This is a genomic window from Caminibacter pacificus (assembly GCF_003752135.1).
In the GTDB taxonomy this organism is placed as follows: domain Bacteria; phylum Campylobacterota; class Campylobacteria; order Campylobacterales; family Nautiliaceae; genus Caminibacter; species Caminibacter pacificus.
In genome coordinates, this window is the sequence record NZ_RJVK01000001.1 from 416,895 (window position 1) to 433,019 (window position 16,125).

The 16,125-nt window shown below is 36.2% G+C and carries 15 protein-coding genes; 11 read left to right on the plus strand and 4 right to left on the minus strand.

What is annotated here, in order from left to right; all coding sequences use genetic code 11:
- The first annotated feature begins 96 nt into the window (after window positions 1-96).
- The 9 genes from EDC58_RS10055 (at window position 97) to acs (ending at window position 10,733) form a co-directional block, all read left to right on the plus strand.
- Window positions 97-270, plus strand: a complete 174-nt coding sequence (locus tag EDC58_RS10055; RefSeq protein ID WP_170151103.1) for a symporter small accessory protein — start codon at window positions 97-99, stop codon at window positions 268-270.
- Window positions 267-1,910, plus strand: coding sequence for a sodium:solute symporter family protein (locus tag EDC58_RS02200; protein ID WP_123351865.1), 1,644 nt, complete (start codon window positions 267-269; stop codon window positions 1,908-1,910). The genes EDC58_RS10055 and EDC58_RS02200 overlap by 4 nt, the downstream gene beginning before the upstream one ends.
- 45 nt (window positions 1,911-1,955) lie before the next feature.
- Complete coding sequence (gene uvrC / locus EDC58_RS02205; RefSeq protein ID WP_123352154.1) at window positions 1,956-3,776, plus strand: excinuclease ABC subunit UvrC; 1,821 nt, start codon at window positions 1,956-1,958, stop codon at window positions 3,774-3,776.
- Between the two features lie 23 nt (window positions 3,777-3,799).
- On the plus strand, window positions 3,800-4,252 hold the full coding sequence (locus EDC58_RS02210; RefSeq protein WP_211325212.1) for a putative metalloprotease CJM1_0395 family protein: 453 nt from the start codon (window positions 3,800-3,802) through the stop codon (window positions 4,250-4,252).
- Window positions 4,245-5,036 carry a bifunctional riboflavin kinase/FAD synthetase gene (locus EDC58_RS02215; protein ID WP_123351866.1) on the plus strand — a complete coding sequence of 264 codons (792 nt, stop codon included), beginning with the start codon at window positions 4,245-4,247 and terminating at the stop codon, window positions 5,034-5,036. The genes EDC58_RS02210 and EDC58_RS02215 overlap by 8 nt, the downstream gene beginning before the upstream one ends.
- 210 nt (window positions 5,037-5,246) lie before the next feature.
- Window positions 5,247-7,187: a ribosomal protection-like ABC-F family protein gene (abc-f, locus tag EDC58_RS02220; protein ID WP_123351867.1), complete on the plus strand. Its 1,941-nt coding sequence runs from the start codon at window positions 5,247-5,249 to the stop codon at window positions 7,185-7,187.
- 150 nt (window positions 7,188-7,337) lie between these two features.
- Complete coding sequence (locus tag EDC58_RS02225; protein ID WP_235823154.1) at window positions 7,338-8,138, plus strand: YihY family inner membrane protein; 801 nt, start codon at window positions 7,338-7,340, stop codon at window positions 8,136-8,138.
- Window positions 8,125-8,643 (plus strand): inorganic diphosphatase, encoded by a 519-nt coding sequence (gene ppa, locus EDC58_RS02230; RefSeq protein WP_123351869.1) that lies wholly within the window; start codon window positions 8,125-8,127, stop codon window positions 8,641-8,643. Before EDC58_RS02225 ends, ppa begins: the two co-directional genes overlap by 14 nt.
- A gap of 137 nt (window positions 8,644-8,780) precedes the next feature.
- The gene (gene acs / locus EDC58_RS02235; RefSeq protein WP_123351870.1) at window positions 8,781-10,733 is read left to right on the plus strand and encodes an acetate--CoA ligase; all 1,953 of its coding nucleotides are present in this window, start codon (window positions 8,781-8,783) and stop codon (window positions 10,731-10,733) included.
- Between the two features lie 5 nt (window positions 10,734-10,738).
- Here the strand turns inward: acs and EDC58_RS02240 are convergent, their stop codons facing one another.
- The 4 genes from EDC58_RS02240 to EDC58_RS02255 are packed head-to-tail and all read right to left on the minus strand — an operon-like array spanning window position 10,739 to window position 14,194.
- The gene (locus EDC58_RS02240) at window positions 10,739-12,025 is read right to left on the minus strand and encodes an FAD-dependent oxidoreductase (protein ID WP_123351871.1); all 1,287 of its coding nucleotides are present in this window, start codon (window positions 12,023-12,025) and stop codon (window positions 10,739-10,741) included.
- A 9-nt stretch (window positions 12,026-12,034) separates the two neighbouring features.
- A complete protein-coding gene (locus EDC58_RS02245; RefSeq protein WP_123351872.1) occupies window positions 12,035-12,778 on the minus strand; it encodes a hypothetical protein in 744 nt (247 codons plus the stop codon).
- On the minus strand, window positions 12,771-13,919 hold the full coding sequence (locus EDC58_RS02250) for an HD domain-containing protein (RefSeq protein ID WP_123351873.1): 1,149 nt from the start codon (window positions 13,917-13,919) through the stop codon (window positions 12,771-12,773). Before EDC58_RS02250 ends, EDC58_RS02245 begins: the two co-directional genes overlap by 8 nt.
- Window positions 13,916-14,194, minus strand: a complete 279-nt coding sequence (locus tag EDC58_RS02255; protein WP_123351874.1) for a flagellar basal body rod C-terminal domain-containing protein — start codon at window positions 14,192-14,194, stop codon at window positions 13,916-13,918. Before EDC58_RS02255 ends, EDC58_RS02250 begins: the two co-directional genes overlap by 4 nt.
- Before the next feature lie 68 nt (window positions 14,195-14,262).
- Between EDC58_RS02255 and argH the strand changes: the two genes are divergently transcribed.
- Both argH and EDC58_RS02265 read left to right on the plus strand, forming a co-directional pair.
- Complete coding sequence (gene argH, locus EDC58_RS02260) at window positions 14,263-15,639, plus strand: argininosuccinate lyase (protein ID WP_123351875.1); 1,377 nt, start codon at window positions 14,263-14,265, stop codon at window positions 15,637-15,639.
- Entirely contained in the window at window positions 15,636-16,124 is a 489-nt protein-coding gene (locus EDC58_RS02265; RefSeq protein ID WP_123351876.1) for an OsmC family protein, read from the plus strand. Before argH ends, EDC58_RS02265 begins: the two co-directional genes overlap by 4 nt.
- Window position 16,125: the final 1 nt, after the last annotated feature.

A 16,125-nucleotide genomic window follows, 5' to 3' on the forward strand; every position in this document is an offset into this window, starting at 1 on the left:
AATTTAATAAATCATAACAAAAGTTTTTTTAATTTTTGCTTAATAATTGTCAAATTTGTTAAAATTTATTGATATAACAACAATTAAGGAGAAAAAATGTCTCATTTTGACCTCGGCGTGTCGCTTGCTTTTTGGCTGACAATTTTAAGTGCACTGCTTTGTGTAGTTTACGGAATTATTAATTGGAACAAAGGAGATGAAGAGAGCAATGAAGCTCTTCTTGCCAAATGGGCCGAAGAAGAAAAAGAAATTGAGGAGGAATTGTTATGAGTTTTTTTGAAATTGCCGTAATAATTTTATATTTAGTAGCTATTGGTTGGTTAGGTTGGATGGGATATTCCAAAACAAAAACTTCTACGGATTATCTTTTGGCAGGACGAGATACTCACCCTTTCGTAATGGCTTTGAGTTACGGAGCCACTTTTATCTCAACGGCTGCAATAGTGGGATTTGGTGGAGTTGCCGCTTGGCTTGGTAATTCTTTATTATGGCTGACTTTTTTGAATATTTTTGTCGGAGTTTTTATCGCATTTGTATTTATAGGAAATCCCACAAGAAAAATGGGACTAAGACTTGACGCTCACACTTTTCCGGAATTTTTAGGTAAAAGATACGATTCTAAATTTATTCAAGTTTTTGCCGCGCTTATAATTTTAGCGTTTATGCCTTTGTACGCAACGGCTGTATTAATCGGAGGAGTTCAGTTTTTAAGCGTCTATTTCGGAGTCGATTATCATATTGCGCTTTTAATTTTTTCATTGATTATTACGGCTTACGTTTTAGCCGGAGGACTAAAAGGAGTTATGTACACAGACGCGCTTCAAGGTGCCATAATGTTTTTTGCGATGGTGTTTTTAATATTTATGGTTATAAATTCTCTTGGGGGAATTGACGCGGCGTTTGCAAAATTAGATAAAGTTTGGCAAATTACCGTAGTGGATAGATTAAGCGGAGTTTCTTTAAAAGATTTGGTACCGGGAAGCGGTGATTTTATGATGAAACTCTCTCAAATTTGGGGATTTGAAGGCTGGAACAAGATGCCTGTGTTTATGTCGCCTGGATGGCTTTTTGTAATTACTACTATTACTTTGGGAGTCGGTATCGGTGTTTTGGCTCAGCCTCAATTGATTGTTAGATTTATGACGGTTAAAAGTAAAAAAGAACTTAATCGCGCGGTTTTAGTAGGAGGTATTTTTATTTTAGCTATGACAGGAGTAATTTTTATCGTAGGAAGTCTTACAAATGCATGGTATTTTGAAAATATGGGAGGTAAAAACGCTTTGGAAGCTGCCGGAGCCATCGGTAAAGTGATTCCTCATTTCATAAATATCGCAATGCCGCATTGGTTTAGTTTTATATTTTTATTCGCTTTGATTTCAGCCGCTATGTCTACCCTATCAAGTCAATTTCATACGATGGGTACGGCTGTGGGACGAGATATTTTAGAAACATTCGGTGCAAACAAAGAAAAAACCACTCTTTGGACTAAAATAGGAATTGTTGCGGTTATTTTATTTTCGGTATTTTTGGCTTACAAATTTCAAAAAGCACCTGCAATTATCGCAAGAAGTACGGCTATTTTCTTTGCATTATGCGCTTCTATTTTTCTACCGGCTTTTATTTTCGGACTTTTTAGCAAAAGAATTACAAAGCCGGCTGCCATTGCAAGTATGATTGTGGGATTTTTAGTGTCTTCTTTTTGGCTTCTATTTTGCCATTTCAAAGAAGCGAAAGCCTTAGGGGTTGCAAAAGCTCTTTTTGGTGTTAATTCTCTTTTAGGACATAGTAAATGGGCTTTTGTAGACGCTCTTGTAATAGCTCTTCCTCTTTCTACTCTTACTCTTTTAATAATTACAGCCCTAACTAAACCGGATGAAAAAATAATCAAAAGGGCTTTTGGAAGAGATTAATTTCTCTTCTTTTTATATAATTCCACAAAAAAAGGATATTTTTTGCTGCTTGAAAAAGTGCGCTCACTGCCCGATAAACCAGGAATTTATCAATATTTCGACGAAAACGGCAAACTTCTATACATCGGAAAAGCGAAAAGTCTAAAAAAAAGGGTAAAAAGTTATTTTAGATTCAATCCTTTCAGACCCGCCGATAATCTGAGCCCGAGAATTTATAAAATGATTAGCGAAGCAAAAGATTTAAACTATATAGTCGTAGAAAACGAAAACGACGCGCTTATTCTTGAAAATTCACTCATAAAACAGCTAAAACCCAAATACAACATATTACTTCGCGACGACAAAACGTATCCTTATATTTATATAGATTTGGACGAAGAGTTTCCAAGACTCGAAATCACGAGAAAAGTCGTAAAAGGCAAAAACATCAAATATTTCGGACCTTTTAGCAGCGGAGCGAGCGCAATACTTAAAACCGTATATGAAGAAATACCTCTGGTGCAGTCAAAAAGCTGCCTTAGAGGAAAAAAGGCGTGTTTGTATCATCAAATAGGCAAATGTTTAGCACCGTGTGAGGGGAAAATAACAAGCAAAGAGTATATGAAGTATGTGGATAAAGCGATAAAATTGGTGCACGATAAAGAAAAGATATTGGAAATACTTTATAAAAAAATGGAAAAATACGCCGAAAATCTTCAATTCGAAGAAGCGGCGGAAATCAGAGACAGAATAAAATCAATCGAAAGTGCCGAAATATACTCTCATGTAGATTTGGCAAAACTTGAAGATTTGGATATTTTTGTCGTTGAGGTATTCGGAAATAAAGCCGTTGTAATTAGAATTTTCGTTCGCGAAGGAAAAGTGGTCGCAAGTTCTCATAATATAATCAACTCCCAAACTATCCCTGAAAAAAGCGAAATTTACACACGGGCGATTTTGGAGTTTTATTCGACTCAAACTCCTTTTACGTCAAGCAAAATATTGGTGGGGGACGATTTTGAAGAAAGAGAATGGCTAAGTAAAGTTCTCAGCGAAAAATTTAATAAAAAAATCACCATTATCACCCCGACTACAAACGAAAGAAAAAGCCTTGTCAAACTTGCAAAACTAAACGCCGCGGAAGTTGTGAAAAATCAAAAAGAAAACACTATTTTACTTGAAATCAAAACACTCTTTAATCTCCAAAACGTTCCTTATAAAATCGAAGTTTTCGATACTTCTCATATGCAAGGAGAAGCGACTGTGGGAGCTATGGTGGTATGGGAAGACGGAAAATTTAAAAAGAGCGATTACAGGCATTATCATCTGGAAGGAAAAGACGAATATTCTCAAATGAGAGAGCTTTTAACAAGACGCGCTCAAAGTTTTGAAAAAAACCCGCCGCCCGAGCTTTGGCTGATTGACGGAGGGGCGGCTCAATTGAAAATTGCAAAAGAAGTTATTGACTCAACCGGTGCGAATGTCGATATATTAGCGATATCTAAAGAAAAAATCGACGCAAAAGCCCATAGAGCAAAAGGTGCGGCAAAAGATAAAATCTATTTTCCTTGGAAAATGGAAGAAGGAGAGTTAAAAATTGAAAAAATAGACCTAAGCGAAAAAGATAAAAGGCTTCAGTTTTTACAAATGCTTAGAGATGAAGCTCACAGATTCGCAATAGAGTTTCACAGAAAAACAAAAAGAAAAAAAGATACTCAAATAGACCTTTTAAAAATCAAAGGTATAGGAAAAGCCAAAATGACGAAGCTTTTAAACTATTTCGGTACGTTTGAAAATATTAAAAAAGCCTCTTTTAACGAACTAAAAAGCGTCCTAAACGAAAAAGACGCAAAAGCGATAATTGAATTTTTTCAAGAAAGAAAGTAAAATTAAGAAAAAAAGGAGCGTAATTGATAGGGTCCGTTACGAATAATTTTAATATTTATTCAAATAACTATCAAAAAAAAGATATTTTAAAAGACCCTAAAATTATGCAAGAAATTTCAAAACTTCAATCAATCGACTCAAAAGTCAGAGCCCACGAAATGGCTCATCAAGCAGCCGGTGGCGGACTTGCCGGAGCGCCAACCTACTCTACCGTAAAAGGACCCGACGGAAAAGAGTACGCGGTAGCCGGGGAAGTGCCTATTAAAATCCAAAAAGGAAAAACACCTGAGGAGACAATAAAACTTATGAATCAGGTAAAAGCAGCCGCTTTAGCCCCTGCAGACCCGAGCCCTCAGGATTTAAAAGTCGCCCAAACGGCGGATATGATAGCCGCAAAAGCTATGCAAGAGATGAATAATAACTCTAACGACCAAAACTCCCGAAATCCAAAAATGAAAATAGACCTCTATGCATAAGATTGCTATCGGCGGATTTGACGGAGTGCATATCGCTCACAAAGAGCTGATTAATAGAGCGGATAAAGTTGTTATTATCGAAAAAGGAAGCTCCCTAACTCCCGGATTTGACAGACTCGAATACATAAATAAACCTTTTGATTTTCTATTTTTAGATGATATTAAACATCTATCTCCTTACGAATTTATCGAATATCTCAAAAAACTAAACGCAAAAGAGATAATTGTCGGAGAAGATTTTAGGTTCGGACATAATAGAAGCGGAGATATTTCGCTTTTGAAAGAGCACTTCAAAGTTGAAGTGATAAAAGAGATAAAAATCCAAGGCACGGGAGTACACGCTAAAACCATAAGAGAGCTCATACGAAAAGGTGAAATATCAAAAGCTAACGATTTTTTGGGTAGGTTTTACAAAATAAAAGGTACGAAAATAAAAGGCCAAGGTTTAGGCAAAAAAGAGCTTGTAGCGACAATCAATATCGAACTTTTCAAACCTTACACCCAGCCAAAATCCGGAGTCTATGCTACAAAAACAAACGGGTTTGATTCGATTACGTTTCTTGGGATAAGAAGTACCGATAACAATTTTTCGATTGAAACTCATATTTTGGATATTGAGGTTGATTTTAGCGGTTTGATTGAGATTGAATTTGTCGAATTTTTGAGAGAAAATCGTAAGTTTGAGAGTTTAAGCGCTTTGAAAGAAGCTATTAAGCAGGATATTCAAAACTGCAAGTCAGTTTTAAATTCCCGAAAAAATAGCTATGCTAAACAATACGCTTAATACTGCTGCGATATTTAATTTGTCAAATTTTGTTTTCATATTTATCTCCTTGTTTTTGAAGCCGAAATTATAGCATGTAAAAATGATATGTCAAGGAAAAAACGAAAAAAACTTTAAAGATGTGTAAAAATTACACGCTTTTTCAGTTTTACAAATCAAAACATTCCAATTTGATATCATTTCGAAAAACTTTTTTATATAAGGAATAAAATGGCGCTAATAGACCTTTTGGACGTCAGTAAAAAATTCGAAGCTCAAAAAATTTTATGTAATGTGGAATTTCATCTTGATGAGGGTGAAAGAGTCGCACTTATCGGAAAAAACGGAAGCGGAAAATCCACTCTTATGAAAATAATAGACGGCACGATTGAGCCCGATAGCGGAGAAGTTATTACAAAAAACGGAATAAAAATCAAAAGACTTCTTCAACAGCCAAAATTCAATGCAGGAGTGAGTGTTAGAGAAGCTATCGAAAACGAACTGACGGAGTTTAAAGAAGCGTATGAAAAATATCTCAAATTAACACAAGAATTCAGTGAAAACCCCGATAACAAAGCAATCCAAAACGAACTTGACAAAATTACCAAGTTTTTGGATTTTCATAACGCCTGGAATTTGGATGATAGAATCGAGAGGGTTTTGCAGGAGTTCGATTTAAAAAAATATGAAAACAAAGATATCTCACTGCTTAGCGGAGGCGAGCAAAGAAGAGTCGCTCTTGCTTCTCTTTTATTGCAAAAACCCGACGTCTTACTACTTGACGAGCCGACAAACCACCTTGATGTTTATATGACCGAGTTTTTGGAAGATATGCTCTTAAAAGAAAAATATACCTTTATCGTCGTCAGCCACGACAGATATTTTATCGACAGAATCGCAACAAGGGTCGTAGAGCTTGAAAATTGTAAGCTTAGAAGCTTCAAAGGAGGATATGCCGATTATATCCGCCAAAAAGAGGAGCTTTTAAAAATAAAAGAAAAAGAGTACGAAAATGAGCTAAGACTTCTAAAAAGAGAAGAAGAGTGGCTAAGACGAGGGGTAAAAGCGAGACTAAAAAGAAACGAAGGACGAAAAAAAAGAGTCCTTGAACTACGCGAAAAAGTAAAACAAGACAGAAGCGAAATAAGAAAAATAGAAATGCAGCTAAAAAGAGAGCTTTTAGCTAAAGAAGATGAAAAAATCAACAAAAAAAAGGTAATGTTCGAAATAGAAAACCTAACGAAATCAATAGGAAACAAACTTTTAATCAAAGATTTTACAACAAGAATCTTACAAAAAGATAAAATTGCGATTGTAGGTAAAAACGGTGCCGGAAAATCCACACTTCTTAAGCTTTTAATAGGCGAAGAAAAACCCGATAGCGGGATTATAAAGGTTGGAGAAAACCTGAAAATAGGATATTTGGACCAAAGAAAATCGATGCTTGACGATAACAAAGACCTAATAGAAACTTTCTGTCCTCAAGGAGGCGACCACGTAAACGTCAGAGGTCGCAATATGCACGTTTACGGATATTTGAGGGAGTTTTTGTTTCCGCCTGAGTATCTTACTAAAAAAATAGGCGTTTTAAGCGGCGGTGAAAAGACAAGAGTGGCGCTTGCCCTACTCTTTACGAAAGATTTCGATATTTTGATTTTGGACGAGCCGACAAACGACCTCGATATCCCGACGATTAATATTTTGGAAGAGTATCTGATTGATTTTGAGGGAAGCGTAATATTTGTCAGCCACGACAGATATTTTGTCGATAAAGTGGCTAAAAAGTTATTTATTTTTAAAGGCGACGGAATTGTAGAAGAGAGTCATATTCCGTATACCGAATACCTTGAAATAGAAAAAGAACTCAAACTTCTTGAAAAAGAGGTGACAAAAATAGAAAATACGAAAAAAGAAAAACCAAAACCTAAAAAACAAAAAAAACTAAGCTACAAAGAACAAAAAGAGCTTGAAGAGTTGCCAAAACTTATAGAAGAGCTCGAAAACACAATAGCCGAGATTGAAGAATGTCTGGCAAATCCTGAGTGTTATCAAGAAAAAGGACTTGTAAGTTTAAGTGAAGAGCTTGAAGAAATTAAAAAAATATATGACGAAAAGGTTGAGAGATACCTCGAACTTGAAGAAAAAAAAGAGGAACTTGAAAATTTAGGGTGATTTTATAAAGAAAAAATAATGAAATTTTCTTTATTTTTTAAATATCTTTTTGTTTGTACTTTGGAAAAAAACTGAATATAATTATTGTCAAGTTTGCGTTTTTTGCGTGTCTGAAAAGGAGCGAAAATTTTAGAGAAATTGAAGAATTTTTTGAAAAAATTAGATATTAAAGAGATTCAAAACACGATAAACGATATTACGCTTTATTCGGCGGCACTTAGTTTTTATACCGTTTTTTCGCTTGTGCCGATAATTTTGATAGTGTTAAGTATTTTTTCAAATTCACCGTTTTTTAGTGAATTTTATACAAAACTCGAGCATTTTATCGCTTCGAATATTTTGCCGACCAACCAAGATATGATTTCGACGTATTTAAAAGACTTTTTGAGCAATTCTTCGAAAATGGGGCTTTTAGGCGGTGCTTACGTTCTTATTACTTCCATACTCTTTTTTGACAACTACGAAACGATAATTTCTCAAATTTTCTCTCAAGAAAAGCGTAATTTATGGGAAAAAATAAAACTCTATTGGACGATGCTTACACTATTTCCCATGATGTTTGCCGCAGCTATATTTTTGTCCGTAAAGTTTCAATTTTTTCTCAATCAATCCGAATACACTTCATGGATAAACGTCGTTAAACTCGCTCCGTTTTTTATTATCTGGATGACGTTTTTTTTGGCGTATAAATTTACGCTTATCGGTGAGAGTACCCGCTCTACTTTCGTAGTTTCGTTTTTTGTTTCGGTCGCATTTTTCATATCAAAAAACGTTTTTATCTATTACGTACTCATCAATAAAACATATACCACAATTTACGGCTCGATTTCGCTTTTGATGTTTTTGTTTTTATGGATATATATCAACTGGATTATTTATATCGGCGGTATTTACGCTATTAAATATTTAGATATAATTACACAAAAAAGGAGAGATAATGGATATCACTAAAATCAAACCGGGAGACCCGAAAGAAGCGGTAAACGCAGTTATCGAAATTCCAAAAGGGAGCAATATCAAATACGAACTTGACAAAGAAAGCGGAGCTATTTTCCTTGATAGAATTTTATACGGAAGCCAATTTTATCCTGCAAATTACGGATTCGTACCGAATACATTGGCAGATGACGGAGACCCTATCGATATTTTAGTACTTTCAAGCGAAAGCGTAGTACCAGGTACTGTAATTAAAAGTAGAGTTATCGGTGTTTTAATTATGGAAGACGAGAGCGGAAAAGACGAAAAAGTAGTGGCGGTACCTGTTACAAAACTCGACCCTAAAATGGCGAATATCAATACTCTTGAAGATTTACCAGAAATCGAACTTAACCAAATCAAACATTTCTTCGAAACATACAAAGACCTTGAGCCTGGTAAATGGGTAAAAGTTACGGGATATGCCGGAAGAGAAAAAGCTATCGAGCTTATTCAAAAAGCGATTGACAACTACAAATAAAAAAACATAAACGAAAAGTTTTTTATAACTTTTCGCTTTTTTGTTACTTATCTACACATTTTCTATTTAAAGCATTTAAAACCTATCTCAAAACTCTTGATTTTGTTTATTATAGATAAAAAACCTAAGGAGAAAATATGTTAAACGAAGTATATTATCCGCACAAAGAGCTATTTAAAAATCCGGCTTTTAAAAATATGTGCGAGTATCATGACAAGGTAAGAGAATTCGAAAAAGATTACGAAGGCACTTGGGGAAAACTTGCAAGAGAAAAAATCACATGGTTTAGACTTTACGATAAAGTGCTCGATGAAAGTAACGCTCCTTTTTATAAATGGTTTACGGGTGGAAAATTAAACGTTTCGTATCAATGTATAGACAGACATCTTGATAAAAAGAAAAACAAAGCCGCTATTATTTGGGAAGGTGATAACGGAGAAAAAAGAGTAATCACTTATCTTGAGCTTTATAAAGAAGTTAATAAATTCGCAAATCTTCTAAAAGAAATGGGCGTTAAAAAAGGAGATAGAGTCGTAATTTATATGCCGATGATTCCCGAAGCGGCGTTTGCGATGCTTGCGTGTGCGAGAATCGGGGCGATTCACAGCGTAGTTTTCGGAGGATTTAGTGCGGAAGCTTTGAAAGACAGAATTTTAGACGCTCAGGCAAAAGTAGTTATTACTGCTGACGGAGCTTTTAGAAAAGGCAAACCTTATATGCTAAAACCCGTAGTTGATAAAGCTCTTGAGGGCGTTGATATTGTTGAAAAAGTGATTGTGGTTGAGAGAAACAACGAAGATATCGAGTGGGTTGAGGGAAGAGACGTAAGTTATAACGAGCTTATCCAAAACCAATCAACCGAATGTGAGCCGGAGGTTATGGATAGCGAAGACCCTCTATTTTTATTATACACGTCAGGAAGTACAGGAAAACCAAAAGGCGTACAGCACTCTCAAGCCGGATATATTCTTTGGGCGCAACTTACAATGGAATGGGTATTTGACATAAAAGACAACGATACTTATTGGTGTACGGCGGATATCGGTTGGATTACGGGGCATACTTATATCGTTTACGGACCGCTTGCGGCAGGTGCGACTACCGTTATGTTTGAGGGAGTATTAACATATCCTGATAGCGGAAGAGCTTGGAAAATGATAGAAGATTACAGAATCAACCAATTCTACACGGCACCGACCGCTATTAGATTGTTAAACAAAATCGGAGCGGACGAGCCTAAAAAATACGACCTAAGCTCATTGAGAATTTTAGGTACTGTGGGTGAGCCTATCGACCCTGCGGCTTGGAAATGGTATTATGATGTCGTAGGTGGCGGAAGATGTTCTATTGTGGATACTTGGTGGCAAACAGAAACGGGAGGTCATATGATTTCTCCTCTGCCAGCGGCTACACCTATCAAACCTGCAAGTGCGACCTTCCCTCTTCCGGGAATTTTCGCAGAAATTATCGATGAAGAAGGCAATAGAGTAAAACCAGGAGAAAAAGGTCTTTTATGTATCACAAAACCTTGGCCGAGTATGATTAGAACGATTTGGGGAGACCCTGAAAGATTTGTAAAAAGCTACTTTTCTACCGCTAAGAAAAACGGAAAACCTGTCTATTTCTCAGGTGACGGGGCAATGTACGACGAAGACGGATACATTTGGATAACGGGAAGAGTTGATGACGTTATCAACGTTTCAGGTCATAGACTCGGAACCGCCGAAATCGAAGCGGCAATCAAAAAACACCCTCACGTAGCCGAAGTAGCGGTAGTAGGTAAACCTGACGAAATTACGGGTGAGAGTATTTTTGCTTATGTGGTATTGAAATCGACTGACGATTTGGGTGAAGAAGTCGAACTTATTAAAGAAATAAACGAAATCATCTCAAAAGAAATAGGTAACATTGCAAAAGTAAAAGATATTGCGTTCGTACCAGGACTTCCGAAAACAAGAAGCGGTAAGATTATGAGAAGAATCCTAAGAGCCATCGCAAAAGGTGAAGAAATCAAACAAGACACTTCAACTCTTGAAGACCCGAGCGTTGTAGAAGCAATTATAGCCGTAGTAAATAGCTGCGAATTATAAGCGCCCTAAACCAGGGCTTTTCCTGCGGCTACCGCTATTGGATAGAGAGTCGGTGGCGGTGTTAAAAGCGGATGAGTGCCTATTTGCATAGTGTATAAATCCGAAGCCGTCGCGTTTTTTTGTATTGCAAGGCCTAAAATGTTTATCATCTCTCCAGTGCTTATTCCTCCGACAATCTGAGCACCGAGTAAATAGAGGTCTTTTTTTGAAAAAATAAGTTTTACCTCTACATCGGTCGAGTGTGAGAATTTCGGCGGATGAGTGTTGTAAGATTTTGCTTTTGTAACTATGACTTCAAATCCTTCTTTTTTAGCCATATTTTCTGTTATTCCCACCGCTGCAAAAACTTTATCTCCGATAACTGTAGAATAAATATTTAATGAGTCTTTGTTGTGACGAATGATTTGTAGGCTATATAAATTCGCCGCAGCCACTCTTGCATCAAAAGCAGCGGTTGAAGCTAACATAAGAGGTGTTGGGTTTGCTGTAAAAAACTCCTTGTGTTCCACACAATCCCCTACTGCGAAAATATCTTTTTTTACTCTTAAATATTCGTCCGTTTTTATAAAACCAAATTCGTTTTTTTCTACATCCAAAAACTCGGTATTAGGTGAAAATCCAGTCGTTACAATCGTCAAATCCGAAGCTATTTTTTCATCATCTACCAATACGTAATTTTCCCCTATCTCTTCTACGCGAGCGTTAAGTTTTAGAGTGATGTTTTTGTGGAGTGATTCTTGGGCTTTTTTTGAAAAGTCTTCGTCAAAGGAGTTCGGAAGAATATTTTTCATCATTTCAATTAACATAATATTCTTACCATTCTTTGCAAGCTCATCGGCAACCTCAAGCCCTATAAACCCTCCGCCTATTATCGTAATATTCTTTGCATTTTTTGTTTTTTCGAGCAGATTTTTTAAATAATCGTACTCTTTTTTTATAAAATAAGCGTTTTTTATTCCCTGAATCGGAGGAATTTTCGGTTTTGACCCAGTAGCAATTATCAGTTTGTCGAATTTGTATTTTTCATTAGCGATAGCTTCTTTGTTTTGAAAATCAATTTCTTTTATTTCATCTTCAATAAGCTCTACTCCGTGTTTTTTAAGCTTTTTTTCAAGATTCATCAAATCATCGTCAATCGAAAAAGTGTTAAAAATATAAGGAATACCGCAAGGCACCAACTTTTTAGGATTTTTTTCTATTAAGACCACTCTTTTTTGAGGATAAAACTGCTTTGCGTTTATTGCGCTGACAAATCCCGCAACCCCTCCTCCTATAACCAATACGTCAATCATTTTCCCTCCTTAAAATCTAAAAACAAACCCGGCACCCAAATATTGATTTCTCGTAATACTTTTCGGTTCGTAAATAAGTGTCCTATTTGTACTTGTCTGAAGTACGGCATAATCCGATTTTGAAATATGCCAATATTGGTATTTATAAAAAATATACCAAACCGTATTTCCCGTTTTGAAATATAGAGGCAAGTCTATATAAGCTCCGTCTGTATAGCCTAAATTTAGTACCGGCTCATTTCCTAAATAGACTTTTAGTTTCGGAGAAATTGCTGCTTGGTATGAAATTTTGGGATTAAAAGCGAAATTATTAAAAAAGAAATGGTAATCGTATCTTATACCGAAATACGGCCAATAATATTTTTCGTCGTAATCTCCCGAATAATTACTTTTTCCCCTATTCCACTCTCTATATCCTAAAGTTAAAAAGAAATAATTAACCCCAACTCCACTTTCAAAATTAAATATATAAACGCCGCTTTGTCTGTTTTTTAGTGGAGTGCCATCCCACGTGGAGCCTTCGTAAGTACTCTCACCTCCTGCAAATTCGGCTCTTAAAGTAAATTTGAGAGGTTTTGTTTTGCTTTTATAAAAAATCCCTATCCCGTTTAAATCCCCGAAATTCGTATAATCTTTATCTATTACGCTTCCGTTTTCATATTCTCTGTAATCCATAAACACCGTATAAGTGTAAATTTCGGTTTGGGCGAAAAGATAAGTGGAAGCAAGTGCGGTTAAAAAAAGCTTATTCATCAAAAAACCTTTCGTTAAAATAGTTTTTTAGTTCGATTGAAAAAATTTTTTTGTTTTTATATCTGTTTTTGAGATATTCTACGGCGTTTATAAGCTCGGGGGATTTTATGCCGTGTTTTATACTCATAAGCGCTTCGACAAACGCGGCGAAATGATCGGCCGCTTTTACCAAACTGCCGTCAATTCCTTTCGTACCGAGCAAATCCTCGGCAATATCAACTTTTTTATATCCGTTTTCAGTAATTAATTTATTGGCAAACTCATCGGTAATTAAGATTTTTAGCTCTTTTTGGATAGGTAAAGGTGCAAGAGGCAATATTTTCTCTTCTATTAGCATATTTTCATAATCTTTTAGTATCTCATCAAGACCGGCGACCCCCTGTTTTACGGGGGCTATGATATCTCTTGTTAGGGCTTCTGGTAAATCGTGAAAAAGTCCCGTAAAAAAGTTATAATAAAGCTTGTGAGGATTTCCTCCGTACTCTTTTGTAAACAAAAAACTCATAACCGCCACAAAAAGCATATGCCCAAGCACAGAAGTTTCAGGAACTCTTGGAGTATTGGCCCACCTTTTTTGAAATCTCAAATTCCCGCAAAGCGATATAAAATCATAAGCTTTTCTTTTTAAAGCGAGTATTCTCACACCTTCCAAGTCATAATAATCCTCAAGCTCGTCTTCGAGGGATTTTTTTATCTCTTCTATGCCGTAAGAATCTTTTGCGAAGTTGTATATAAAATCAAATTCCCATTTGCTTGCAAGATAACTTGCGGCTTTTAGGATTCTTCTTTCTTTGCAGTTTGTGTTGTTGTATATTTCGATATATTCCAAAAGCTCGTCGTCTACTATCGATTTGAGGTTATTAATCACGAATTCGTCAAGCTCTTTTCCTTTGTGTTTCCTTAAATATTTATAAACGGGCGATTTCAAATCCGTCAGCACCGCTCTATACAAAAGCCCGGCAATTGCAAGGTTAATTAACTTTATAAAATCGATCTTCTTTTCGTAATGCCCTAAAATATATGCGATTATCATCTCGTGAGCTTGCTTATCAAGCTCCATAAACCGAAGAGGTCTTGGAATATCGTTCCACCTCTCGATAGAAGCGGTGGTAAATATTAATTTTACAAGTTTTGCGTTCATGCTTTTATATCCAAAAGTGTTTTTGTCATCTCGTCTTGGGTTTTTATTGCCGGAATTTGAGCTTTAAACCCCTCTTCAATCACGATTTGGTCGGTAAGCTCTTTTGTCAAGTCTGTAGGTTTTTGAGTATCTCTTGAAGAAATTTCAAGTTTATCGACTATTTTTGCATCCGTTGCGTTGAAATTTTCGGTATTAACGTTTGCAACGTTGTTTGCGTTTATATCCATAAGGGTTTGGTGAGCTATTAGAGAATTTACATTATTTGAGATATTCATAGCAAGCCTTTTTATTTTAAATCGACCAAACTTTGCAGTCTTTGATATAATTCTACCAAAAAAGGCATATAATGAAACTTTGGGGCGGAAGATTTAGTACGGGGACTGCTAAAATTCTTGACGAATTCAATGCATCCATTCCTTTTGACAAAGAACTTTATATAGAAGATATCGAAGGAAGTATCGCGCATTCTCAAATGCTTGCAAATCAAGGTATTTTAAGCGAAGAAGAGGCACAAAAGATTAAAGAAGGTCTTTTACAAATAAAAAAAGAGATTGAAAACGGGGAATTTACCTGGGATATAGCGGATGAAGACATCCATATGGCTATTGAAAAAAGACTTATCGAGCTTATCGGAGATACAGGAAAAAAACTTCATACCGCAAGAAGTAGAAACGACCAGGTAGCAGTAGATTTCAGACGCTGGGTATTAAAAAGAAACCTCGATTTGGCAAAAAAAATCAAAGAGCTTATCGAAGTGTTCGTAAATATCGCAAAAGAGCACAAAAACACCCTGCTTCCCGGAATGACGCACCTCCAACACGCGCAACCGATAAGTTTTGCTTATCATATGTTGGCATATGCGAGTATGTTCAAAAGAGATTATGAAAGATTCATCGAAAGTTATAAAAGAAACAATAAAAACCCGTTAGGATGTGCCGCACTTGCCGGAACTCCTCATAATATCGACAGATTTCAAACGACAAAAGCGCTTGGATTCGACGAGCCTACCATAAACTGCCTCGATACCGTGAGTGACAGGGATTTTGCGCTTGAGATTTTGTTTAACATATCGATGCTTATGATGCACGCAAGCAGAATCAGCGAAGAGCTTATCATATGGTCTACAAGCGAATTCGGATTTATTACTTTGAGCGACGAATATTCTACCGGAAGTTCAATCATGCCGCAAAAGAAAAATCCTGACGTTCCGGAACTTATCAGAGGTAAAACCGGAAGAGTTTACGGGAATTTGGTTGCGCTTTTGACCGTTATGAAAGGTCTACCTCTTGCGTACAACAAAGACACCCAAGAAGATAAAGAACCGGTATTCGACAGCGTAAAAAACGCCCTTATATCTATCGAAATTTTAAAAGAAACTCTTAAAACAATGAGCGTAAACGCTGATAAAATGTATGAAGCTTGCAAAAAAGGACATTTAACGGCAACCGATTTGGCAGATTATTTGGTAAATAAAGGCGTGCCGTTTAGAGAGGCTCATCATATTACGGGACGTGCTGTTGCGTTGGCTGAGAGTAAAGGTGTGGATTTGAGCGATTTGAGCTTAGAGGAGCTTAAGAAAATAGATAATAGAATCGGAGACGATTTGGATTTAAGCCTTGAAAACTCTATGAATTCGAGAAAAAGCTACGGAGCTACGGCACCTCAGAGGGTTCAAGAACAAATTGAGTATTTTGAGAAGTTTTTAAAGGAGAGCGAATGATAAAAATAAGACATATTGACGGAAAAAAATACGAAGCGACAAACGGAAAAGATATTTTGGTAATCGATACTCAAAAATATTCGCCGGTGGAGCTTTTTATTACGGGTATGGGTAACTGCTCGCTTTTTGACGTAGTGGAAATGGCGAAAAACAAAGGTTTTGAAATAAAAAACGCTTCTATGGAGATAGAATTTAAAAGAAGAGACACTTTCCCGAAAATCTTTACCGAATTTCATTTTATTTACAAATTCGATTCAAACGCCGATAACGTAACGGCTAAAAGATGGGTGTTAAGCTCGCTTGAGACTTATTGTTCGACTATTAATACCGTAAGGGCAACAAGCAAGATTTTTTATACTATAATATTAAACGGAGAAACTATCGCGTTTAAAGAATCCATAATCTCAGGAAACGGTGGAGATTTGGGACTTGAGAGTTTTCATGATGACGATGACGGATTCGGATGCGCTTGTTGTAATTCATAAG